This is a genomic window from Bradyrhizobium sp. AUGA SZCCT0176 (genome assembly GCF_018130145.1).
Lineage (GTDB): Bacteria > Pseudomonadota > Alphaproteobacteria > Rhizobiales > Xanthobacteraceae > Bradyrhizobium.
The window spans coordinates 14823-38818 of record NZ_JAFCMB010000006.1 but is presented as its reverse complement, the minus strand read 5'-3'; the positions used below and the strand labels follow the sequence as shown (position 1 = coordinate 38818).

Sequence of the window (23996 nt, the reverse complement as noted above, 5' to 3'; positions counted from 1 at the left end):
GACGCGTTTTCTACCGCAGATAAGTCTACGCAATCTGCGTAAACTTGATTGCTACGCGAACCGGTATCCACCCCCGGATCAAGTCCGAGGGCATGCTTCGCTCGAAAACGCTCTGCGATTACGCGACGATGCGCGCGCGCGGCTTCGACAGCATCGCGGCCACCTCGGCGGCGGGACGCGGCTTGCTGAACAGATAGCCCTGGGCCTGCGTGCATCCTTCGCGGCGCAGCAGATCGAACTGGGCCTCCGTCTCGACACCCTCCGCCGTGGTGACGATCCCGAGACTCTTGCCCAATCCGGTCACGGCGCGGACGATGGCCATGGAATCGTCGCGTGTGGCCAGTTCCGTGACGAACGAGCGGTCGATCTTGATCTTGTCGAACGGGAAGCTGCGCAGATAGCTCAGCGACGAATAGCCCGTTCCGAAGTCGTCGAGCGAGATCCTGACGCCAAACCCGCGAAGCTCGTGCAGAACCGCCAGTGTCGCCTCGCTGTTCTGCAACAGCACCGATTCCGTGATCTCCAGTTCGAGGCGATGCGCCGGAAGACCGGCGGCCTGCAACGCCGACTTCACGGACAAGATCAGGTTCGGATTCTTGAACTGCACCGGCGAAAGATTGACGGCGACGGTGATATCCTCGGACCAGCCTGCGGCGTCCACGCAGGCCTGCCGAAGCACCCAATCGCCGAGCGGAATGATCAGGCCGGTTTCCTCCGCCAGCGGAATGAAATTAGCCGGCGCGATCATCCCGCGGAGCGAATGATTCCAGCGTACAAGGGCCTCGAACGCGACGACGCTGTCGCTGGCGACGTCGCGGATCGGTTGATAATAGACCTCGAACTCGTCGCGTTGCAGCGCCGCCCGCAGATCCAGTTCCAGAATGCGCCGCGCCTGGGCGCGGGCATCCATTCCGCTCTCGAAGAAGCGATAGGTGCCGCGGCCGTCCGCCTTGGCGCGATAGAGCGCGAGATCGGCCTTCTTCAGCAGTTCGTCGGGGTTCTTGCCGTCCTCGGGCGCCAGCGAGATGCCGATGCTGACGCCGACGACGAGCTGGTGGCCCCCGATATCGTAGGGCTCCCCGATCTTCTCGACGATGTGGCTGGCAAGCAAGGCCACCGCCGACGGATCGCAGTCGCTGCAGAACTGCACGACCGCGAATTCGTCGCCGCCAAGTCTAGCCACCGTGTCGTGCTCGGTGACGCATTCGCCGAGCCGGCGGGCAACTTCCTTCAGCAGGGCGTCGCCGACCGGATGCCCGAGCGAGTCGTTGATTTCCTTGAAATGATCGAGATCGAGGCAGAACACCGCGAGCTGATCGCTGCGCTTGGCGAGGCGCAGCGCCTTCTCGAGCTGCTCGCGGAACAGCGTCCGGTTCGGCAGATTGGTGAGCGCGTCGTGGCGCGCCATATGCGTGATCTGCTCCTGGGCCGCCTGCCATTCGGTGATGTCCTCGAAGGTCGCAACCCAACCACCGCCCTCTTTGGGCTGATCGACGACGCGGATTGAACGTCCGTTTCGGCTGACGACCCGGTTCAGGCTCTCGCCGGCTTTCGCCGCGGTCACCACAATGTTGAAGAATTCTTCGGGATCGCCGTCCCATTTTCCGATCGATTTCTGATCCCGCAGAACGTCGACCAGCAAACGGCCCTGCAGCGGCATGTTGGTCCGATCCATCATCTCGCTGTAGCGCAGGTTGAACAGCATGATGCGGCCGTCCGCATCGAACATGCAAAGTCCCTGCGACATGTTTGTGATGGCCGAGTCGAGCAGGACCTTCTGCTGGTGCAGTTCGCTGCTTGAGCGGCGATCGAGCAACGCCGCTACGAACGATATGCCGAGAATGGCGAACGCGGCCACGGCGGTCAGAAAGGAAAGCGCGCCCGGCGAGATCGTCAATTCGTCGGTGACGAGGGTCGGATCGGCAACGAGCGTCACGGCGCCCATCGCCGTGAAATGGTGGGAAACGATCGCGACCGTCAGCAGGCCCGTGGCGGCCAAGGTGTGTTTGCGGTCATCCCGGTGCGCGGCGACAACGAGCGCCAGGCCTGCGAACATGCTCCCGAGCATAACGGATGCCAGCACGATGCCGGGCGACCAGACGATGCGCGCCGGAAGCTCGAGCGCCATCATGCCGGTGTAGTGCATCGCTGCGACGCCAGCGCCGACAATCGCGCCGCCCATCGCGAGCGTCGACCGGCGGTCGTTGAGCAGGGCAACGCTGAGGCCGACCGCGGCGATCGAGACGGCAAAGATCAGCGACAGCAGGGTGACCGGAATATTGTATCCGGCCCCCGCCCCGGGATCGTAGGCCAGCATCGCCACGAAATGGGTGGCCCAGATTCCGCAGCCGCCGACCGCAGCATCAAGGCCGACCCAGATCGCGCGGGTTCGTCCCTGCGACGCCCTGGCGCGATGAAACAGGCTGATCGCTACCGCGCTGGCGAGCCAGCAAATGATGCCGGCGAGAACAACCAGCCGCAAATCATGCTCGGTGACCAGGCAATTCAGAACTTGATACATCACAGACCCCTGCTACCGGTCTGTAATGACGACGCTAATGGTGCATTTGGGGTAACCGACGCGGTTTCGTCTGGTTCGATGGTGAATAAATGCTTGGCGTCCTCGCGTGCCGGTTGCGGGTTCCCGCCGGTACCCGGTGATTCCCGTTATCGACCGAGCGCGGCCTCAAACGGCCACCCGTGAAGTGATTCCCAAGCAGTGAGTACCCGCACCGGCAGTGGCACGCCGGCCAGAATCGCAGCCCCTGACGCAAGAACGCGCGCGATTTTCACGCGCGGCGTTTTGCCTCAATGGACCGGACAAATCAGCTGCAGACCAACCGTGGGCTCGGCCAGCACCGTGGTCGCGCGGCAGCTTCCACACCCGGGCGATCAGGCAGCCATAGCGAGATCTCGTCAGGCGCAGCGGCGTAGGGCGACATTGCTCAGCGTTGCATCCAGCACGGCCGCGACCTCGCCTTACGACTTCCTCGGCCTTCTGGATGATGCCGTCGATCGACGGGCAATTGACCGCCGTGCCCATCGGCCCCCCCGCAGCGGAAGCACCTTTCCGGGCATGCGCCTGTTTCGTCGAGATGACACAAAAAGCCCCGTTTAAGCTGCTTTTCGGCCGCGTTCTCGGCGGCGACGCTTTCACGAGTTGTCTCTCACGTAATACTAGATGTCCGCAATTCGGGATGAACAAGCCGTTCATGGTCGTGATGCCTCCCAATAACCGTCCCTCGGCTTGGGAATGCGAAACCGCGGCCCCTCCTCAAGCCGATCTACGCGGGGCGGGCCCCGGTAACAGCGGAACGGCGCTTACAAGAGAGCGTTGGGAATACGCCTGGCCGCGACTCACAATCGTTAACGCGGCCGCATATGTAGGACGTATGACAGGGTTGCCGAACGAACGCAGAAGCTAGGCTTGTCAAGGGCTGCACAACGGTTCGATTTTGGCTTATGTGTCTTCGCGCACGGTGCGTCTGACCGTCCCTGTCGCCGCTTTTGACAGGTTTTCTTTTGCCATCCCGCCGGGAGGATGAATGCATCGGCTGCTGACCACGCTTGGGCGTGGCTTCAAGGAGAAGATCGGCTGGAAACGGCTAGGGATCGTTGCGAGTCTCCTCATCATCATCCTTGCGGTCACCCATCTGGTTAACACCCTGAAGGGGGTCGACACTGCGATCATTCTGACCGCCCTGACGGAGATCGCGCCGCATCGGATCGCGCTGGCCGCGCTGTGCGTGGTAGGCGCGTTCTTCACGCTGACCTTCTATGATTTCTTTGCGCTGCGAACCATCGGCAAGACGCACGTGCCCTATCGCATCGCCGCGCTGTCGAGTTTCACCAGCTACACCATCGGCCACAACATCGGCGCCACCGTCTTTACCGGCGGCGCGATCCGTTTCCGGATCTATTCCGACTACGGCCTGACCGCGATCGATGTCGCCAAGATCTGCTTCCTCTCGGGCCTGACCTTCTGGCTCGGCAATCTGTTCGTGCTCGGCATCGGCATGGCCTGGCATCCCGAAGCGGCGACGGCCATGGATCTGCTGCCGCCATCGGTGAACCGGCTGATCGCGCTCGGCTGCCTCGCCGGCATCGCGGCCTATTTCCTCTGGCTGGTGATGGGCGAGAACCGCCGCGAACTCGGCCAGAACGGCTGGAAAGTAGTGCTGCCCTCGGCGCGGCTGACGCTGCTGCAGGTCATGATCGGCGTCGTCGATCTCGGGTTCTGCGCGCTGGCGATGTATCTGTTGATGCCGACGCAGCCCCATATCGATTTCGTTTCGCTGGCGGTGGTCTTCATCCTCGCAACACTGCTTGGCTTCGCCAGCCACGCGCCAGGCAGCATCGGCGTGTTCGACGCCGCGATGCTGGTGGCGCTGCCGCAGTTCGGCAAGGAGCAATTGCTGGCGACGCTGGTGGTGTTCCGGATCCTGTATTTCCTGATTCCCTTCGGCATCTCGATCTGGATCATGGGAACGCGCGAGCTCTGGCTCAGCGTCTTAAAACCCTGGTACGAGCGCCGCCGGAACGAGGAGGCCAGCCGCCAGATGACCGAACAGCCCCGCACGGCGGAGGTCCCGGTCAGGCAGCCGCTCAAGCGAGCGAAACGGTAACAGATATCCGGGATTCCCGAACATTCGGCTGTACGGCTGCGGCCGAAGCACTCCGAAGCCGGAAACGGGCTGACGATCATCACCAGGTATAGCGGAGGCGTCCCGTGGCCGTGTAGGTCTGCGAGCGATCGCCGAACTCGCCGTCGAACTTGGCGAGGAAGGAGACCCCGTTGGCAAGCCGCCACTCCGCACCTGTTGACGTCAGTGCGAGATCGCGCGAGGGCCTCGCGCCGTAAACGGTGAACGGGGCCGCCCCGAGACCCAGCGTGGTGAAGTTGGCCGCCGCCGCGGGATTGCTGATCGCATCATGCGCATAGGCGAACCGGCCGAACAGGTTGAGCTGGCTGCCATTGTCGATTGCCATCGTCTTGTCGAGGCGCACGCCAAGCTCGCCGCGAAAGGCGGTCGCAATGCGACTGGCGAAGTTGAGCGCGAACTGGTTGGAGCCCGTGACCGCGGTCTCGCCGTAGCCAGGCGTGCTGAAGCTCTGGCCCTGCGCGGCGCCATAGGGCGTCCAGACGATGTTGGCGTAAGCCACAGGCAGGCGATAGCCGGCCTCGATGCGGCCGCCAAAGGCCCGGGCGTTGTAGTCGGCCTTGAGCTGGTCGAGGCCCGCCACCGTCACGGTCCGGTTGGTCGAGGTCCAGTAGTTGGCGTAAGTCAGCGCGCCCGACAGGTAGGCCTGTCCGGCGTTGTACTTGCCATAGAGCCCGGCGAGGAAGGTATCGCTGTTGCCGCCGCCGGTGACGCCGTTGCCGGTCAGCGACCAGTTGATGTTGCCGCCGGCCAGCGAGAGGCCGATCAGCGCATTGGGCGAGATGCGATAGTCCGCACCGGCTGCGACGCCGCCGGCGCGCGTGTAGATATCGTTGCTGCCGACCACCGCCTCGCCGCGCGTCTGGTTGGCGCCGCCGAACGCCGCGCCCCAGATGTCCCAGCGCGGCGCATAGGCCGCGGGCGGCGCCTTGGTGTAGGCGGCAAAGGCCGAGCGCACCGATGATGGCAGCGCCGAGGACGGCCGCCCTGAGGAAGGCTCTTGCGCGAACCCGATAGCGCCATCGGCCCTAACGCGATTGGTCGAGAACGGGTCGGTCAGCAGCGACAGATAACCGGTGCCGAGCTGGAACGCGCCCTGCTGCGCACCGGTGGCCGACTCGCCGGACAATTGCGTCAGTGCGTTACCCAGCGCCGATCCCGTAAGGCCGTACACCGTGACAAATCCCGGCGGGAACGCGCCGCCATTGTTGAAGTAGTTGTTGAGCGTGCTGGCGACATTCTGCTGATTCTGGCTGAAATTGCCGCTGATGCCGAGGACCGCGGCCAGATCGAGGAGCACGTCGGTCGATGTGTAATTCAGAGACGCAGTAAATCCTGCCGGCAGAGCGGTGGTAGTTAGTCCGCCGGTGAAGGTGGTGCCGCCGAGCCCGCCGGTCGCGGAGAGGATCGTGTAGTTGCGGCTGACATAGGTGCCGGGCAGAAACAGCGCGTTCACCGAGCCGCCGGTCAGGTTGGCGGTGCCGCCGATGTTCATGCGATCGGCATTGCCGGCCGCATCGAGGTCGACGCGATAGGCGCCGTTGCCGGAGTAATTGCCGGCGAAGGTAATGACCTGCCCGGCCGCGCCGTTCTGCACATTGACCGTGCCGGTGTTGTTGAGGCTGCCGCTGAACTGCGACGAGCCGGTGCCGGCATTCCAGATACCGCTGTTGGCGAATGTCGAGGCCGCGTTCGAGCCGGTCACGCTGACATTGCCGTTGAGCGTGCCGTTGTTGGTGATGTTGAAGGCACCGCTGGTGCTGCCGAACACCGCGTTGGTTGCGCCGGTGACAACAGAACTGTTGGTGATCGCGATATTGCCCGAGGTCGCGGTGGCGTTGATCCCGTCCTGGGCCGTCGACGTCAACGCAACGCCTGAAGTGATCGTGGTCGAACCGGTGGTGGCAGACGTTTGAACCGCGTGGCCGCTGGCATTGCCGACCGTGCCGCCGGTGAGCGAGACGATCAAATTGCCGCTGCCCGTCGTCGCCGCGGAGACGGCATTCGTCGCGCCATTGAGCGCGCCGCCAGTCTGGCTGATGTCGATGGTGCCGCTGCCATCATGAACTGCCTCGATGCCCGTCAATCCGGCGGCGATGGTCCCGGCGGTATGGTTGATGTCGATCAGTCCGTTGCCGACGCTATACGACCGGATACCGTTGCTGCCGCCCGTCACGTTGTGGCCGACATTGACCGACGTGGTGCCGTTCTGCGCGCTGGTGGAGATGCCCACGAAGCTCGTGCCAGTGACCGCGCCGCCGGTGGTGACCGTCACGGTGCCGCTGCTGATGGTGACGGCCCGTATCCCGATGATGCCGCCGGAGACGGTGCTCCCCGTGGCGACGAGCACGTTGCCGCCCCACGAACCGGCGCCGACGCCCATGCTGGTCACGCCGACAATAGCGCCACCATTGGTGACATTGACGGTGCCGGCGCCAGTGGCCGATGCAGAGACACCGTTGCTCTGGCCGCTGATGGCGCCCGTTCCGTCGATGTTGATCGTGCCCGTCGTCGACGTCGCCCTGATGCCGTGTCCGCCGGTCGAGGTAAGGCCGACGTTGCTGGTGATCGTAGTGGTGCCCGTGGTGGCGATAGTACCGATCACATCGCCGCTGGCATTGCCGACCGTACCGCCGGTGAGCGAGACGATCACGTTGCCGCCGCCCTGCATCTCAGCGGCTACGGCGTAGCCCGTGCCGTTGAGCGCGCCGCCGGTCTGGCTGATGTCGATGGTGCCGGTGCCGGTTTGTTGAGCGAATATACCGATCGTTCCGGAGGCAATGGTCCCGGCGGTGTGATTGATGTCGATCAGTCCGCTGCCGTTGCCGGTCGAAAAGATAGCGTAGAACCCGCCCGTCACGTCGTGGCCGACATTGACTGAGTTGGTGCCGTTCACCGCACTGGTGAGGATACCCGCCAGACTCGTGCCGGTGACCGCGCCGCCGGTGGTGACCGTCACCGTGCCACTGCCACTGCCGTTGCTGAAAGCCACTATCCCGTAGTCGGCGCCGGAGACGGTGCTCCCGGTCGCGACGAGCACGTTGCCGCCGGTCGATTGCGCGTGGATTCCCCTGGCAGCGCCACCGACGATCGCTCCGGAGCTCGTGACATTGATGTTGCCGGCGCCGCTTGCCGTTGCCTCGACGCCGCGGATTAGGCCGCTGATGGCGCCGGATCCATTGACGTTGATCGTGCCCGTCGTCGACGTCGCGCTGATGCCGCTACCGCCGGTCGAGGTGAGGTTAACATCGCTGGTGATCGTGGTCGTTCCTGTCGTGGCCGAGGTATTGACGACATTGCCGCTGACATTGCCGACCGTGCCGCCGGTAAGCGAGACGATCACGTTGCCGCTGCCTGTCATCAACGCGAGTACCGCCCTGTTCGTGGCGTTGAGCGCACCGCCGGTCTGGCTGATGTCGATGGCGCCGCTGCCGGTTTGTGATGCAGCGATCCCCTCCGTTCCGGCGGTGATGGTCCCGGCAGTATGATTGATGTCGACCAGCCCGCTGCCGTTCCCGAATGTCCGGATAGCTACGCTGCCGGCGGTCACGTCGTGTCCGGCATCGATCGTGGTGGCGCCGTCAACCGCGACGGTGCTGATACCGACTCCGGAGGTGCCGGTGATGGCACCGCCGGTGGTGACCGTCATCGTGCCGGTGCCGCTGGTGTTTGCGATGATGGCGTCGAAGCCGGAGACGGTGCTCCCGGTGGCAACGAGCACATTGCCTCCGCCCGAGCCGGCCAAGATGCCGATGCCGTTGGGAACGTTGCCGCCGGAGATAGCTCCGGCGCTGGTGATATCGACGGTGGCGACACCGTCTGCCGCTGCGTAGATGCCGCCGAAGCCGCCGGAGATGGTGCCGGTTCCAGTAACGGTGATGGTGCCGGTGCTGCCCCCCGTCGTGTCGATCGAAAGGCCGTAATTGCTGACCGAGCTGAAGACGCCGTTGTTAATGACCGTGACGCCGCCGGCGCCGATGTTCGTAAACGCCATGGCATTGCCGCCGCCGGCGGTGGTGGTTGAGACCGTCCCGGTGCCGATATAGCCGACCAGCGCGCCATTGCCATTAAGCTCCAGAGCATTGACGTTCTGATTGGTCGTGACGGTGCCGCTGTTGATGACGCCGATGGAGTTGGACCCGGCGTTGGTGAGCGAGAGCTGGAGGCCATAGCCGTCGACTGTCGCGGCGATGGTGGAGGTGATGTTGGTGAAGTTGTTGAATTCCTGAACCCGGTCGCTGGACGGGTTCGTGGCGCCATTGGTGTTCGTGTTGTTGGTGGTGGTTGTATTGGCGAGGCAATCCACGACGCCCGTGAAGAGCGTCGTGCACGCCGCGCTCGCGTCGGTGACCGACATCGACAGCGCCGCCACGCTGACCAGCGCCGTCCCCCCCAGCAGCGATGCCAGCCGCCGGGTTCGCGCGCCACCTAGCGCCAGTATGCTCATTCCCATTCCCAGTCCCGATTCCGGCCGAATCGTACGATCCCGCCACCGGACACCGTTCCGGGCAGATCACTGTTAGAGAGATGCCCAGTGGCCGCAATGGCCGGAACTCCCAAGCGCCGGGCGCGGCTGCACAATCACGGGGACCTGTGGCAGGGGTGACACAATTGCCGGGCGCGCCCTGCGCTGAATGAGAAGGTGTCACAAAATCCGCGCCAATGACGCGTCACGGCGGCCTTCGTGAGCTGCGGAAAAAGTGGGCGATGCCCCTGCCCTCACCGCGCCGGGGCGAGCGCTGCATCGCGCGACGCGGCGGCGCCATCGATGACGAAGCTCGTGCCGGGCAAGGTCTGGAACGCAGCCGGGAAGCGGCGGCAACCGGTCAAGATCCGCCCGGTCCTGGAAATGGTTCAACTGACGGCGCCCGCCCGATGCCACATGCCGGTAACAGCGACGTTATCTGCGTCATATGGTCTTTTGAGCTAGCGCTGCCTCATTCTCTTATTTCTGCCTTACCGCTAACGTCAAACGCGCCATGGCCGGTATTTTACCTCGATCGATAGTATCAGTCGCGCTGCTCGCCGGCGCGCTGGCGGCGCTATCGCCTCCCCCTGCGGAAGCGCAGACCGCGCCCCAAGGCGCCATGCAGATTTACTGGGAGGTCCGCAACCGTTTCCGGCTGTTCCGTGAAGAACGGGATTTCCAACTGCACGCCGAGGCTAGCCGCGGCCGCAGCGTTCTGGCCGCCGAACAGGCGCTGGGATTGCAAAGCGACGGCCGCGGCTGGGCACGAAACACCGTGAACCGGCTTTGCATCGATCTTGCCGGCCGTGTCAGCGAGCCCTGCACCCGCGACAACGTCAAGGAAAGCTATCTGACGCCAATCGATCATCCGATCACCGTCCGCCTGACGGGACAGGTTCCGGTCGGCGCCACCTGCGCCTGGTCGTTCGACGACGGCGACGGACCACAGGGATCCACGTTCGACTGCGCCGAGCCGGTCAATTTCAGGGTCCGCTATGGACGTACCACCGTGGCCAGCGTCGATGTCTCCGCCGGCTCGGACGGCGGCCAGCGCGTCGCCACCGAGATCTCGGTGCGCGACATCTTCATCGCGGGCCTCGGCGACAGCGTCGCCTCCGGCGAGGGAAATCCGGACCGGCCTATCGCGCTGTCCGATGATGGCTTTTGCTTCCGCTCCTATCTGGGATCGGCCGCCTCACAATATTACCGTCCAAGCCGCGCCGGCTATAAGGGCGGACGGGCCTGTGAAGCCCCGGATACGATGGCCGTCTGGCAGCGGCAGAGCGCGCTCTGGCTCAATGCAGCCTGCCACCGCTCGCTCTACAGCTATCAGACGCGGACCGCATTGGCGCTCGCCGTACAGTTTCCGCATATAGCGGTGACGTATCTGCCGCTGGCCTGCACCGGCGCCACCATCGCCGACGGCCTGTTCGGCTCGCAGCGCGCCCGTGACTGCCCGCCGTCGAAATCGGGCAGTTGCCGGGGCACGGTCAACGCCCAGCTCGCTGAACTGCGCGAAGCCGTCACGGCGGCCAAAGGCCGCCAGCCCGATCGCAAGCTCGATCTGGTGCTGCTGTCGGTCGGCGCCAACGACATTTATTTTTCGGGGCTCGTCGCCGACGTGATCGTCGACACGGCGACGGAGCGCGCCCTGTTCCGGCGCAGCGGCGTGCTGGCATCGGTCGAGGAGGCACGCGGCGCGCTGATGCGGGACCTCCCGCAAGGATTCGCCAAGCTGCGCGAGGCGCTGAAGCCGCTGGTCGGCGATATGTCGCGCGTCGTCTACACCTCCTACGCCAACCCGACGCTGGCCAATAACGGCACGCCGTGCCCCGGCGGACGGGCGGGCTTCGATATTCACCCCTCGTTCAACGCCGAGCCGCAGCGGCTCGCCGCCGTCTCGAACTTCGTCGAGGGCGAATTCCTGCCGCAGCTGAAGGCGCTCGCGCTGTGCCAATCCGGCATCCTGTGCCGCAACCCGCGCGCCGACCGCATGACCTTTGTCGATGCGCATCAGGCGACGTTTGCGAACCACGGTTTCTGCGCGCGTGCGGAGAGCGATCCCGAATTCGATCGCCAATGTTTCTCGGCCCGCGGCGAGAGCTTCGATCCCGACATCGTCACCGCCGCCAGCCAGCCAATGCTGTGCGGCCGCAGCGCCGGCGAATATCGCGCCTATCTGCCGCGCGCGCGCTGGATCCGCGACGCCAATGACAGCTACTTCGCGGCAATGACCTATCCGCTGGGCTTGCCGTCGTCGCAGCAGCCTGCCGACATCCACGACGCGACCTGGGGGGTTCTGTCGGCGGTGTATGGCGGCGCCGTGCATCCCACCGCCGAAGGCCACGCCGCGATGGCGGACGCGGCGCTGCCGGCCGCGGCCGCCGTGCTGCAACTGGATGCCGCCGTGCCCGAAGTGATTTCGCAGCCGGTATCGCCGATCCCGATATTGCCGGGGACGCGTTAGCGTTCGATGACTTTTCTTCGGATCGTCATCCCGCTCTATCATTTTGGTTGAGCGTGATCTCCGCGCAAACGTTTCGCGTTTGTCGCAAGGGACAACCGGTGCCGCCCATCGGGTCGTGGCCCGAGGGCATGCTTTGCCGAATCATCTCCTCCAGCAGTTTTGCTCAACGCGCGGGGGCAGGTGCTCCAGGTGCAGGCGCGGGCGCCGTCGTCTTCTTTGCGACAGGCGCTTTCGGAGCTGGCTGCTTCATCGCCGCCGCCTGTGCCGGCAGATATTTCGCGATGATGGCCGGATCGAGCGAAGCGATCGAGGAGTCCGGCAGCCGGGTCCAGATCTCATCCTTGCCCAATAGCGAGAAGCCGAGATAGCCACGCATGGTCAAAGTCTGTCCGTCGGGGCTGACCGTCATCTTGGCTTTGTAGATCTTGCCATCGCGCGGATCGAGCACATTGCCATTCTCGTATTTCAGTCCGTCTCGCTTCATGTCGCGGATGAAGGAGAGCCCGAGCCACGGCTGATCTTTTCGATCGTCGGTGCATTTTGAGCAGACCGGATTGGGAGCATCGCCTGGCTCAGGAAAAAGCTTGGCAAACGCGCCTTCATAGATGCCGTCGCGATCGACCACCAAAAACCATCCGACCGGCTTGCCCTTCTCGACCTTTTGCCACAGCCCGGCGGCTGACGGCTCCGCCGTTTGCGCCGCAAGGTCGCAAACGAACGCAAGCCCCATCACGATCGGCAATATCAGTCGAACCACAGAAAGCGCACTTCGCATCGTCATCACCTGACTAATTCACAAAATGAATGGCCGCAGACTAAGGCCATTTCGCGGACGGTTCCAGTGCCTGGACGGACGAACGCGAGACCGCGGCGAACGCGCCGCGGCCATTCGGTCATATTTTCGTTGGAATCATCACCGGCAAGAGCCAGGAACCGGCTCGATACGCAAACCGGCTTCAATGGCTGCCTCCGCATTTGTTGGTCTTGGTATTGTAGTTGCCGCACTTCTTGCCAACCCAGTCGCCGATCAGGTCCCTGGAGCCCTCGAGTTCGTTCGACCATGCATCGCCGGCCACCAGGCCCGGTGCCTTCCACACCACGTCGAACTGACCATTGATTTTGACTTCACCAATGAACACCGGCTTGGTGATGTGATGGTTCGGAAGCATCTTCGCGATACCACCGGTCAGATTTGGAGTTTCGATGCCCGGCAGCGCGTCGATCACCTTGTCGGCGTCGGTCGACTTCACCTTCTCGACCGCCTTGATCCACATTTCGAAACCGATGACGTGCGCTTCCATCGGATCGTTGGTCACGCGTTTCGGATTCCTGGTGTAGGCCTGCCAGGCCTTGATGAACTTCTCGTTGGCCGGATCCTTGATCGACTGGAAGTAGTTCCAGGCGGCCAGATAGCCGAGCAGCGGCCTGGTGTCGATGCCGGCGAGTTCGCCTTCACCGACCGAGAACGCGACAACCGGAATGTCGGTCGCCTTGATGCCCTGGTTGCCGAGTTCCTTGTAGAAGGGAACATTGGCGTCGCCGTTGATGGTGGAGACAACAGCCGTCTTCTTGCCGGCCGAGCCGAATTTCTTGATATCGGCCACGATCATCCGCCAATTCGAATGACCGAACGGCGTGTAGTTGATCATGATGTCTTCCTGCGCGACGCCTTTCGACTTCAGATAGGCTTCGAGGATCCTGTTGGTGGTGCGCGGATAGACGTAGTCGGTGCCGGCCAGCACCCAGCGCTTCACCTTCTCGTGCTTCATCAGGTAGTCGACCGCGGGGATCGCCTGCTGATTCGGCGCCGCCCCGGTGTAGAACACGTTGCGCTCGCTCTCTTCACCCTCGTATTGCACGGGGTAGAACAGGATCGAGTTCAGCTCCTTGAACACCGGGAGCACGGATTTGCGCGACACCGAGGTCCAGCAGCCGAATACGACGGCGACCTTGTCCTTGGTGATCAGCTCGCGGGCCTTTTCCGCAAACAGCGGCCAGTTCGACGCCGGATCGACCACGACCGCCTCGAGCTTCCTGCCGAGCACGCCGCCCTTCTTGTTCTGCTCGTCGATCAGAAAGAGGACGGTATCCTTCAGCGTGGTTTCGCTGATGGCCATGGTGCCGGAAAGCGAATGCAGGACGCCGACCTTGATGGTGTCGTCCGAACTCTCGCCACCAAGGGCGCTACCCGCCGCCGGCAGCAGGACGCACAACAACAAGGTGACCGCGCACCGCCTCACTCGGTTCGACCAACGTTTCACGGTGCTCTCCGAATGGGACAGCTCAGGGGCGCTGCTGTAAATGAACGTCAGTCGAACTCTTAGTCAAACACTTTCGTCGGATGCGCCGGCTGTCAGTTGACGCCGAGCTTCTTCTGCAGGCTCGATGACGAGGTCGTGTACTGGAAGACGAGGCGCTTGTCCGGGTAGACGTAACGGTGCGCCTTCTGCGCCATCAGCGCGCCCTCGTGGAATCCGCTCAGGATCAGCTTCAGCTTGCCCGGATAGGTGTTGATGTCGCCGATCGCAAAAATGCCCGATACATTGGTCTCGAAGGCGGCGGTTTCGACCGGCACCAGGTTGTTCTCGAGCGCAACGCCCCAGTTCGCAACCGGTCCGAGCTTCATGGTCAGCCCGAAGAACGGCAGCATCGTATCGCACTCGACTTTCGAGACCGCGTTGTCGTTGCCTTTCATCATGGCGCCCGAGAGCTTGCCGCCCTCGCCTTCAAGCGAGGTGACCTGACCGATCCTCAGGTCCATTTTTCCGGAAGCCACCAGTGCGCGCATCTGCTCGACGCTGTGCGGAGCGGCGCGGAAATCATCGCGCCGGTGCAACAGCGTCACGCGCTTGGCAATGGGGTGCAGATTGAGCGTCCAGTCGAGTGCGGAATCGCCGCCGCCGACAATCAGGATATTCTTGTCGCGGAACTGCTCCATCTTGCGCACCGCGTAGAACACCGAGGTGCCCTCATAGGCCTCGATGCCCGGCACCGGCGGGCGCTTGGGCTGGAACGAGCCGCCGCCCGCGGAGATCACGACCACGTTGCATTCGAACACCTGGCCGGCGTCGGTGGTGACGCGAAAGAGCGGATCGCCGATCTTCTCGATCGTCTCCACCATTTCGTTGAGGTGAAAGGTCGGATTGAACGGCTTGATCTGCTCCAGCAGCGCGTCGGTGAGGCCCTGGCCGGTGACAAAAGGAATGCCGGGAATGTCGTAGATCGGCTTTTCCGGATAGAGCTCGGCGCACTGGCCGCCGATCTTGTCGAGGATGTCGACCAGATGCGTCTTCATATCAAGGAGGCCCAGTTCGAACACGGCGAACAGTCCGCAAGGACCTGCACCAATAATCAGCACATCGGTTTTGATCGCTTCGCTCATCTCAGCTTCTTTTCGGTTGGACCGCGCCGATGGCCTGGGCGGCGCTTCTGGGGCAGCGTCTGTCTAGCCAACGCCGGTGGAACAGGAAAGCCATAATATGGCAGGTGGCCTTCGCCTCAACCCCTTGCCGGAGCAGGGTAACTGGGCTGTAACAACGTGAAACGTTCGGAGACCGCCCCGTGAACGCCCCTGCCCGCCTCGATTCAACGCCGCGCCTGGAGGATTTCCCCTACCGGCTGACCGACAATGTGCGTTTCGCCGACCTCGACCCCAACCAGCACGTCAACAACGCGGTCTATGCGACCTATTTCGAAACCGGCCGCGTCACGCTGATGAAGGATCGCAGTTACGGGCTGATGCCGCACGGCGTCACCTGGATCATGGTCCGGCTCGACATGCATTTCCGCGCCGAGCTGCGCTGGCCCGGCACCATCGAGATGGGACTAGGGGTGGTGAAATTCGGCCGCACCTCCGTGACCTTCGACCAGGTGGTATTTGCCGAAGGCACATGCATTGCCTCGGCACAATCGGTATCGGTGCTGCTCAATGAGGCCACCCGCAAGCCGACACCGCTGACCGAGGAGATCATCGGAAACTTCCAGCGCTGGCTGCGGCGCGGAATGGACGGACGATAATGCGCGTCGCGCTGCTGGCGGTGTTGATCGTCTCCGCGACGATGCAGCCCGCCGCGGCCGATGGATTCTATCGCGAGGATTTGCGCATTCCGATGGCGGCTGCGGAAACGGCAGGCCTTGAGGCAATGCTGGTGCGGCCCTCGGGCAGCGGACGCTTTCCGCTGGCGCTGATCAGCCACGGCGCACCGCGCGATCACACCGCGCGAGCCACCATGTCGCCATATGGAATGTACCGGCAGGCGATCGAATTCGCGCGGCGCGGTTTCGCAGCGCTGGTCGTGATGCGGCGAGGCTATGGCGACTCCGGCGGCCGATATGCCGAGAGCAACGGTCGCTGCGCCAATCGTGATTATTTGCGATCGGCCCGGGCGTCTGCCGAAGATTTGGCCGCCGCGATCCGGGCCATGCAGGACCGCACCGACGTGTCCACCAGCGGCATGATCGCGGTCGGCTCCTCGGCGGGCGGCTTTGCCAGCATCGCGCTCGCCGCCACTGCGCCGCCCGGCCTCGTCGCCGCAATCAGCTTCGCCGGCGGTCGCGGTTCACGTGCCGATGACGATGTCTGCGACGAGGCGGCACTGGTCCGGGCATTTGCGGCTCTGGGCCGGACGTCGCGAATTCCGATGCTGTGGATCTATGCGGAGAACGACAAGTTCTTTCGCCCCGACCTCGCCCACCGGATGCACGCGGCGTTCACCGACGCCGGCGGCCGCGCCGAATTGATCGACGCCCCTGCGTTCCGCGACGACGGGCACACGCTCTTCTCAAGGGGCATTGCGCTATGGACCCCGATGGTCGATCGCTTCCTGCACCAGCAGAATCTGGGAACGCGGGAACTGGCCGCAGCACCGCTTCCGGCAGCGCTTTCGCCGCCGCCCCGGTTGGGTGAAAAAGGCCGTTCAGCCTTTGCAGATTATTTGTCCGCGAGCCCTCACAAGGCATTTGCGGTGTCCCCGACCGGCAGCTTTGGCTACCGCGCCGGGCAGCGGTCGGCCGTCGTGGCGCGGGAGGCGGCCCTTGCCGCATGCGCAAAGGCTGCCGCCGACTGCGCGGCTTATGCGGTCGATGAGGAACTGGTCGAAAAGGAGCGCGCCGGAGCGCGCTGAACCATCCAGCAGAGCTGGACCAGGCTCTATGCCTGCCGTTCCGGCGTCGAGACCACGAGGCCGTCGAGTTCGTCGGAGACCTTGATCTGGCACGACAGGCGCGAATTCGGCCGTACGTCGAAGCCGAAATCCAGCATGTCCTCTTCCATCGGCGTGGGCGAGCCGACCTTCTCGCGCCAGGCGTCGTCGACATAGACGTGGCAGGTCGCGCAGGCGCAGGCCCCGCCGCATTCGGCTTCGATGCCCGGAATGGCGTTGCGGATCGCGGCTTCCATCACGGTCGCGCCGTTTTCGACTTCAATGGTTCGAGTTTCGCCGGAATGGTCGACAAAGTGGATTTTGGCCATGATCGCTCGTGCTGCCGGTATACGGTAGGAGGGTCCCCGGCAGTCCTATAACGGGTCGATCCGCACAGCGCTAGCGGTCGGGACGAAAACCTAAGGGGCTAATTTGGCGGGGGTTTGTCGGGCGTCAGACCGCAGGTTCGCGTCAGGACCGGCGCAGAGTCGCCTCGATCGCCGCCCGCGCCCGCGCAATGGCCTCGCCGAGTTCGGCAACAAGCCGGGACGGATCGGCGCCATCAGCAAGAACCGCCTCCAGCCGGGCGGCGGTTTCCGCCACACCGAAGGCGCCGATCGCGCGAGCCGAGCCCTTCAGCGTATGGGCCAGCGCATTGGCATCTGCCGGCACGGTGGCAAGCATGGCCATCAGCTTGGCCGACTGGGCCGCGAACATCGCCAGCACCTCCTGTTCGAGGCCGGCGTCGTCAAGCGTCATCCGCTTAAGGTGTTCGAAATCGATCGGACCGTCATCGGGAGCGAGCGGCGGCGATGGCATCCATTGTATCCGTTCAAGGTGCAGCGGCATGGCCTGACCCACATCTCCCCGCCGGACCGATCTAGGCAGGGCCGTTTTGGCCACCCAATCACGAAACTGGTTAATGGAACGTTCACCGGAATTGCCGCAACTTCGCCTACTTTTCGCCGAGGAGTTGCCGTAAAGGACAGTCTCCCACGGGAATTTCGAGTATCCGTAAGGCCTTAAGCCACAAAGCTGTTAACGATGATTAAGAATGTCTTAATCGCGGCCATTTCATTCGCATCACTCAACCAATAGGATGTTTGCGGATGTAGCGGACAAGCCGCCGACGGGGCGCGGCTGCGGTCCGTGTGGGGGCAAAGATCCGGTTTGGGCTTGCGGGGGCGTTTGCAAGACCAGCTGGACGCGTAAAAAAGTAAGAGGGCTCGACTGAACATGGCGAACAATCCCAAGAAGGTCAAAGATCCCACCGAAGTCGCGCTTTCCGCCATTCAGGAAGCGCTGAACATCAGTGACACCACTGTCGATCCCAATCGCAATTCGATCGGCAACAACGACCTTTCGCCATCAAGCATTTCGTCCGCGCCCCCGCCCTACTCCGAAACCCCGTTCGATACGCGCGTTGATACGCGTTCTGGCGGCGACCGCCAGGTCTTCGATCCGATCGAAGAGCCGCGCGCCCCGCGCCGCGCCGCCAACGATGACCGCGAAACCATCGGACAGATTCTGCAGGCAATCCAGAAGGGCCGCCCTGCCCGCGGCGTCTATACGCTTGCCACCGTGTTCGCCGGCGTCTGGATCGTCGGCTGCGCGCTGCTGACCGCCGCGTTCCTGCCTTCGCTGCAGGCCGCAATGGGACAGAGCGGCGGCGTGCTGGTGCTGGGCGGCCTCGCCGCGCTGTTCTTTGCGCCGGTGCTGCTGTTCTATTTCCTCGCGAGCCTTGCCTGGCGCGGCCAGGAAATGCGGATGATCGCGCAATCGATGGCGCAGGTCGCGATCCGCTTCTCCGAGCCCGAAGGTGCCGCCTCCGACTCGATGGTGACGGTCGGCCAGGCGATCCGCCGCGAAGTAGCTGCCATGGGCGACGGCGTCGAACGCGCGATCGCGCGCGCCGGCGAACTGGAAACGCTGGTGGCCAACGAAGTCGCGGCGCTGGAGCGTGCCTATTCCGACAACGAAGTGCGCATCCGCGCGCTGCTGCAGGACATCGCCCATCAGCGCGACAACCTGGTCGGCCAGGCCGAGCAGGTTCGCAGCGCCATTTCCGGCGTGCAGATCGACCTGCGCCACGACATCGCGCTGATCTCGGACGCGATCGCCTCGCGCGTCGACGAAGTCGCGAAAAGCATCACCGGCGCGCTGGAAGAACGCGGCGCCCACATCACCACCGCCTTGAGCCATGCCGGCGACAACATGATCCTCGCGCTCGGTGAGCGCGGCGGCGACCTGCTCGACCGCCTCGAGGAAGCCAGCGCCGAGACCACGCGCGCCGTGCTCGACGCCTCGGAACGGCTGACCACCAGCCTCAACTTCAAGACCGGCCACGTCCATGACGAGTTCGTCGATCTGGCCGATCGCGTCCACGAGATGCTGAACGAGCGCATCGACCGCATCACCGGCGAGTTCGAGCAGCGTTCCTCGACCATCGTCGACGGCATTTCCGACCGCACCGAACAGGTCCACGACTCCCTGAAGAATTCCAGCGACTCGCTGCTGCTCGAGCTCGAACTGCGCAGCGGCGATCTCGTCAGCAAGATCGACGAGGCCGGCAACCGCCTGGCGACCCGCATCATGACCTCCGGCGACAAGGCCAGCGACGCGCTCGACGTGACCGTAAACTCGCTGGTCGCCAAGGTCGTCAGCCAGACCGAGACCGCGCATGACAGCCTCTCGCTGCAGATGAGCGCGTTCGACGAACTGGTGCAGAACCAGGGCAGCGAACTGGTCGAGAAATTCGCCCGCGACTCAGGCACGCTCGGCGCCCTGATCACCCGTCACATCTCCGAATTCGACCGCACCGTCAAAACCTTCGGCGGCGAGATCGTCGAACGCATGGGCCAGCGGACGCAGGACATCGCCGACAGCCTGAAGAACTATGTCGATACCTTCGACACCCGCCTGATCTCCAACAGCGGCGAGATCACCGCCTCGCTCGATCAGCGCCTGCTGCAGTTCGAAACCACGCTGAGCACGCGCGTCAACCATCTCGACAACTCGCTCGACACCAAGATCAGGTCGTTCGACGAGACCGTCGACGGCCGCCTGAAAGCGCTGGAGCAGACCTTCGACACCCGCGCCAGGTCCGTCACGGAGACGATCGATGATCGCCTCGGCACACTGGCGAGTTCGCTGACCGACGGTGCCGCGCAGGCGATCCACTCGATCGACTCGCGTCTCACCGAACTCACCTCGTCGCTGACCGGAGGCACCACGCAGGCCATCCAGTCGATCGACTCCCGCCTTACCAACCTGACGACGTCGCTGACGGTTGGCGCCGCGCAAGCCGTCGAAGCTATCGACCAGCGCCTCACCAACGTCACCACGTCGCTGACCGTTGGCGCTGCGCAAGCGGTCGAAGCCATCGACCAGCGCCTCACCAACGTCACCACGTCGCTGACGGTTGGCACCGCCCAAGCGGTCGAAGCCATCGACCAGCGCCTCTCCAACGTCACCACGTCGCTGACGGTTGGCACCGCACAGGCAGTCGAAGCCGTCGACCAGCGCATCACCAGCGTGACCCAGACCATCGACGGCCGCAGCGCCTATCTGACCGACACGATCGCGGCGCGGTTCCAGGATATCCACCAGGGTATCGAAACCCGGGTCGGCGCCATCGCCACCGACATCGACATGCGCGTCGCCCAGTTCGAGGATTTGCTCGGCTCGCGCGTCGAAGCCGTGGCCGGCCGTATCGAAAGCAGCGGCCGTCAGGCCAGCGACGACCTCATGGCCCGCGCCGAACTGCTGTCCTCGGGCATCAGGTCGCACGTCGAGGACGCCGAGCGCTCGCTCACCAACCTCGTGGTCAACACCTCTGAAACCATCCAGACCGGCGCGCGCACCGCGCAGCAGGCGCTGCTCACGGTTTCGTCCGATGTCGGCGCCCAGCTGAGGCTGACATCGGCCGAGGTCGAAAACTCCCTCACCGCCGTCGGCACCGGTGCCGCGAACTCGATCCTCACCAGCGCCCGCGAGGCCCAGACCTCGCTGGTCTCGGCTTCCAGCGAAGCTGCGTCCCAGATCAAATTGCTGGCCGACGACGTCGAGCGCACGCTCTCGGCCGCCGGCAACGCCACCGCTGCGTCGGTGCTCTCCGGCGCCCGCGAGGCCCAGACCACGCTGGTTACGGCGTCCGCGGACGCGGCAAGCCAGGTCAAGTCGCTCGCCGCAGACGTCGAACGTGCCCTGTCGGCCGCCGGATCCGCCACGGCCGAAGCCGTCACGACCGGCGCCCGCGAAGCCCAGAGCACCTTGATCGCGGCCTCCACGGAGGCCACCAACCAGGTCAAGTCGCTGGCCGCCGACGTCCAGCGCTCACTGTCGATCGCCGGCACCGCCACCGCCGAATCGATTACCGCCGGCGCCCGCGAGGCGCAGAGCACGCTGGTCAACGCGTCCACGGATGCGGCGAACCAGGTCAAGTCGCTCGCCGCCGACGTCCAGCGCTCGCTGTCGATCGCCGGCACCGCCACCGCCGAATCGATTACCGCCGGTGCCCGCGACGCCCAGAACACCCTCATCAACGCGTCCGCTGATGCAGCCAGCCACGTCAAGTCGCTCGCTGCCGACGTCGAACGCTCGCTCTCGGCCGCCGGTACCGCCACAGCCGAGGCCATCACGTCAGGTGCACGCGAAGCCCAGAACACCCTCGTCACCGTTTCCACGGATGCGACCAGCCAGGTCAAGTCGCTCACGGCCGATGTCGAGCGTTCGCTGTCTGCCGCGGGTACGGCCACTGCCGAAGCCATCACGTCGGGTGCGCGCGAAGCTCAGAACACCCTCCTCACGGCATCGACTGATGTCGCGACCAAGGTCGCGTCGCTGGCAGCCGACATGCAACGTTCGCTCTCGATGGCAGGCAATGCCACCGCCGAGTCGATCACATCAGGCGCCCGTGAAGCGCAGAGCGCGCTTTCCACCGCGTCGACGGAAGCCGCCGACCACGTCAAGTCGCTGGCCATCGATGTCGAACGTACGCTGAGCGCGGTCGGCGCCGGCACCGCCGCCTCGATCCTCGGCACCGCGCGCGAAGCGCAGAGCTCGTTCGCCGCGACCTCGGCCGACGCCGCAAGCCAGATCAAGGCGATCGCCAGCGACATCGAGCGTTCGCTCGCTGCGGTCACCGCCGCCACCACCGACAACATCCAGACCACGGCGCAGACTGCGCAGAACGCGATCCAGGCCAGCGCGCAGAATGCACAGAGTGCGCTCGTCGCCGCCTCGAACGAAGTCAGCTCCAAGGTCAAGACGACCTCGGCCGATATCGAACGCTCGGTGCTGTCAGCCAGCAGCAATTTCGGCTCGACGATGACCGGCAAGACCGACGAAATCGTCACCTATGTCCAGCAGCAGACCGATCGTCTGGCGCAGATCGTGGACAGCCGCCGTGGCTCGCTGGTCGAAGCGCTCAGCGCCAAGACCACCCAGCTCACGACCGAGCTCGACCGCGTCACCGCCGACTCGCTGAAGTCGATCGAGACCAGGGGCCAGGCGTTCTCGCAATCGATGGCGACCCATGGCTCGGAAGTCGCCCGCACGATCACCTCCGCCGGCGATATGGCAACCGGCGCGGTGGCCAAGTCGCTGAAGGATCTCGAGCAGTCGTCGCGTTCGGCCATCGACCAGTCGCGTCAGGTTTCGATCGCGGCCGTCACCGAAATGCAGGAGACCAGCAAGATCCTGCGCACCGACACCGTCGCGCTGTTCGAGCGGCTGCGTGAAGGCAACATCCTGCTGCAGGAAGTGCTGACCGGCGCCCACGACAACCTCAACTCGCTGGAGCGCGCTTTGGTGACCCGCGTGGCCGACTTCGTGTCCGCCATGAACGACGTCACCTCGCGCAACGGCGTTGCGACCCAGACGCTGGAAGACCAGCTCACCACCTTCAACACCAAGACCTCGAAGGCGCTGGAGGATCTCGGCTCGCTGTCGAGCGAGTTCGAAACCCACGGCAAGGCGCTGGTCGATGCCGCCACGGCGGTCGAACAGGCCAACCGCACCACCACGACGTCTGTCGCCGAACGCAAATCGCAACTTGAATCGCTGGTGACCACCATCGATTTGCGCACCACCGACCTCGATCAGCGGCTGTCGCGCTTCACCGGCTTGCTGGATGAATCGCTTGCCGCCGCCGAGGAACGCGCCCGCGACATCGCCCGCGTGGTGGCGGAAACCGCCGGCGCCGGTTCTGCCGCGATCAGCCGGCAGTTCGAAGCGGTTCGTGTCGCAGCCGAAAACGAGCGGCACCAGACCATCGACGCCATGAACGAACTGTACCAGCAGAGCAACGCCGAAACGGACGCGATGTTCAAGCAGTCGACCGAGAAGTTCGGCGCCATGGTGGTGGCCATGAAGCAGATGGCATCCGAGATGCATCACGAGCTCGAGGCGACCCGCAACGAACTGCGCCGCGGCGTGCTCGAAATGCCGCAGGAGGCCGCCGACAACACCGCGCAGATGCGCAAGGTGATCGTCGACCAGATCGAGGCGCTGGCCGAACTCAACCGGATCGTCGCCCATCACGGCCGCGGCCTCGACGTCATGACGACGAGCCGCGCCAGCGTGCAACGCCAGGAAGAACCGGTGATGGCAGCAGCCGCTAGCGGCGGCCGCAACGACGTGCGCATGCGCGACACCGGCAGCGCATCGAACCTGCCGCCGCCGGATCTCGGCATGCCGGCGACGCGCCGCACCGAAGCCCCGCCGGTCAGCCCGGCGAGCAGCCAGGACGGTGGACGCGACGGATGGCTGTCCGACCTGCTCAGCCGCACCGACGCCGGTGGTCCGAGCGGACGCGAGGCTCCCCGCCCGCGCGCGCCGCAAGGCGGCCCGGCCAATCCGCTGGAATCGCTGTCGCTCGACATCGGCCGGCTGATGGATCGCAATCTCGCGGCCGAGATGTGGGATCGCTATCAGCGCGGCGAGAGCAAGGCCTTCACCAAGCGGCTCTATACGCCCGCCGGCCAGAAGGCGTTCGATGAGGTCGCCCGCAAGTATCGCGCCGACCGTGCGTTCAAGCAGACGGTCGACCGCTACATCGCCGAGTTCGAACGCTTGCTCGACGAAGTTGCGCGGGAGGATCGCGGTCCGCAGGCGCTGCGCGGCCACCTGACCTCGGAGACCGGCCTCGTCTACACCCTGCTCGCGCATGCGGCGGGACGGCTGGGATAACGGGCGAATAGCGAGTAGTGAATGAAAACGGAGGCAGCGATGCCTCCGTTTTTTTGGTTCGTAGTTTA

Annotated in this window: 12 protein-coding genes; 5 read left to right on the top strand and 7 right to left on the bottom strand. The window is 64.4% G+C overall.

Annotated elements, in window-relative coordinates; genetic code table 11:
* Nucleotides 1-118 precede the first annotated feature (118 nt).
* Nucleotides 119-2521, bottom strand: a complete 2403-nt coding sequence (locus JQ600_RS16280) for an EAL domain-containing protein (protein ID WP_212391651.1) — start codon at nt 2519-2521, stop codon at nt 119-121.
* 1024 nt (nt 2522-3545) lie between these two features.
* Between JQ600_RS16280 and JQ600_RS16275 the strand changes: the two genes are divergently transcribed.
* Nucleotides 3546-4625, top strand: coding sequence for a YbhN family protein (locus JQ600_RS16275; protein WP_211998902.1), 1080 nt, complete (start codon nt 3546-3548; stop codon nt 4623-4625).
* A 79-nt stretch (nt 4626-4704) separates the two neighbouring features.
* Here the strand turns inward: JQ600_RS16275 and JQ600_RS16270 are convergent, their stop codons facing one another.
* Nucleotides 4705-9108 (bottom strand): autotransporter domain-containing protein, encoded by a 4404-nt coding sequence (locus tag JQ600_RS16270; RefSeq protein ID WP_212391648.1) that lies wholly within the window; start codon nt 9106-9108, stop codon nt 4705-4707.
* 532 nt (nt 9109-9640) lie between these two features.
* On the opposite strand from JQ600_RS16270, the gene JQ600_RS16265 reads away from it, so the two are divergent.
* A complete protein-coding gene (locus tag JQ600_RS16265) occupies nt 9641-11596 on the top strand; it encodes a hypothetical protein (protein WP_212391646.1) in 1956 nt (651 codons plus the stop codon).
* Nucleotides 11597-11759: 163 nt separating this feature from the next.
* Here the strand turns inward: JQ600_RS16265 and JQ600_RS16260 are convergent, their stop codons facing one another.
* The 3 genes from JQ600_RS16260 to JQ600_RS16250 form a co-directional block, all read right to left on the bottom strand.
* The gene (locus JQ600_RS16260; protein ID WP_212391644.1) at nt 11760-12371 is read right to left on the bottom strand and encodes a DUF2147 domain-containing protein; all 612 of its coding nucleotides are present in this window, start codon (nt 12369-12371) and stop codon (nt 11760-11762) included.
* Nucleotides 12372-12552: 181 nt separating this feature from the next.
* Nucleotides 12553-13815: an urea ABC transporter substrate-binding protein gene (urtA, locus tag JQ600_RS16255; RefSeq protein WP_249135946.1), complete on the bottom strand. Its 1263-nt coding sequence runs from the start codon at nt 13813-13815 to the stop codon at nt 12553-12555.
* A 134-nt stretch (nt 13816-13949) separates the two neighbouring features.
* A complete protein-coding gene (locus JQ600_RS16250; protein ID WP_212391642.1) occupies nt 13950-14978 on the bottom strand; it encodes an NAD(P)/FAD-dependent oxidoreductase in 1029 nt (342 codons plus the stop codon).
* A 179-nt stretch (nt 14979-15157) separates the two neighbouring features.
* On the opposite strand from JQ600_RS16250, the gene JQ600_RS16245 reads away from it, so the two are divergent.
* Nucleotides 15158-15613, top strand: a complete 456-nt coding sequence (locus tag JQ600_RS16245) for a thioesterase family protein (RefSeq protein ID WP_212391639.1) — start codon at nt 15158-15160, stop codon at nt 15611-15613.
* Entirely contained in the window at nt 15613-16719 is a 1107-nt protein-coding gene (locus JQ600_RS16240; RefSeq protein ID WP_212391637.1) for a S9 family peptidase, read from the top strand. Before JQ600_RS16245 ends, JQ600_RS16240 begins: the two co-directional genes overlap by 1 nt.
* Before the next feature lie 26 nt (nt 16720-16745).
* Here the strand turns inward: JQ600_RS16240 and JQ600_RS16235 are convergent, their stop codons facing one another.
* Entirely contained in the window at nt 16746-17066 is a 321-nt protein-coding gene (locus JQ600_RS16235) for a 2Fe-2S iron-sulfur cluster-binding protein (RefSeq protein ID WP_212264246.1), read from the bottom strand.
* Nucleotides 17067-17208: 142 nt separating this feature from the next.
* Nucleotides 17209-17586 (bottom strand): Hpt domain-containing protein, encoded by a 378-nt coding sequence (locus JQ600_RS16230; RefSeq protein ID WP_212391635.1) that lies wholly within the window; start codon nt 17584-17586, stop codon nt 17209-17211.
* A gap of 387 nt (nt 17587-17973) precedes the next feature.
* Here JQ600_RS16230 and JQ600_RS16225 point away from each other — a divergent pair, with 387 nt between their 5' ends.
* A complete protein-coding gene (locus JQ600_RS16225; RefSeq protein WP_212391633.1) occupies nt 17974-23928 on the top strand; it encodes a negative regulator of septation ring formation in 5955 nt (1984 codons plus the stop codon).
* Nucleotides 23929-23996: the final 68 nt, after the last annotated feature.

What these genes read in the sequence shown, in the direction of transcription:
- JQ600_RS16225 (WP_212391633.1), top strand. Translation starts at nt 17,974, where the DNA reads ATGGCGAACAATCCCAAGAAGGTCAAAGATCCCACCGAAGTCGCGCTT.
- JQ600_RS16260 (WP_212391644.1), bottom strand. Translation starts at nt 12,371, where the DNA reads ATGCGAAGTGCGCTTTCTGTGGTTCGACTGATATTGCCGATCGTGATG.
- JQ600_RS16240 (WP_212391637.1), top strand. Translation starts at nt 15,613, where the DNA reads ATGCGCGTCGCGCTGCTGGCGGTGTTGATCGTCTCCGCGACGATGCAG.
- JQ600_RS16250 (WP_212391642.1), bottom strand. Translation starts at nt 14,978, where the DNA reads ATGAGCGAAGCGATCAAAACCGATGTGCTGATTATTGGTGCAGGTCCT.
- JQ600_RS16270 (WP_212391648.1), bottom strand. Translation starts at nt 9,108, where the DNA reads ATGAGCATACTGGCGCTAGGTGGCGCGCGAACCCGGCGGCTGGCATCG.
- JQ600_RS16230 (WP_212391635.1), bottom strand. Translation starts at nt 17,586, where the DNA reads ATGCCGCTGCACCTTGAACGGATACAATGGATGCCATCGCCGCCGCTC.
- JQ600_RS16235 (WP_212264246.1), bottom strand. Translation starts at nt 17,066, where the DNA reads ATGGCCAAAATCCACTTTGTCGACCATTCCGGCGAAACTCGAACCATT.
- JQ600_RS16275 (WP_211998902.1), top strand. Translation starts at nt 3,546, where the DNA reads ATGCATCGGCTGCTGACCACGCTTGGGCGTGGCTTCAAGGAGAAGATC.
- JQ600_RS16265 (WP_212391646.1), top strand. Translation starts at nt 9,641, where the DNA reads ATGGCCGGTATTTTACCTCGATCGATAGTATCAGTCGCGCTGCTCGCC.
- JQ600_RS16280 (WP_212391651.1), bottom strand. Translation starts at nt 2,521, where the DNA reads ATGTATCAAGTTCTGAATTGCCTGGTCACCGAGCATGATTTGCGGCTG.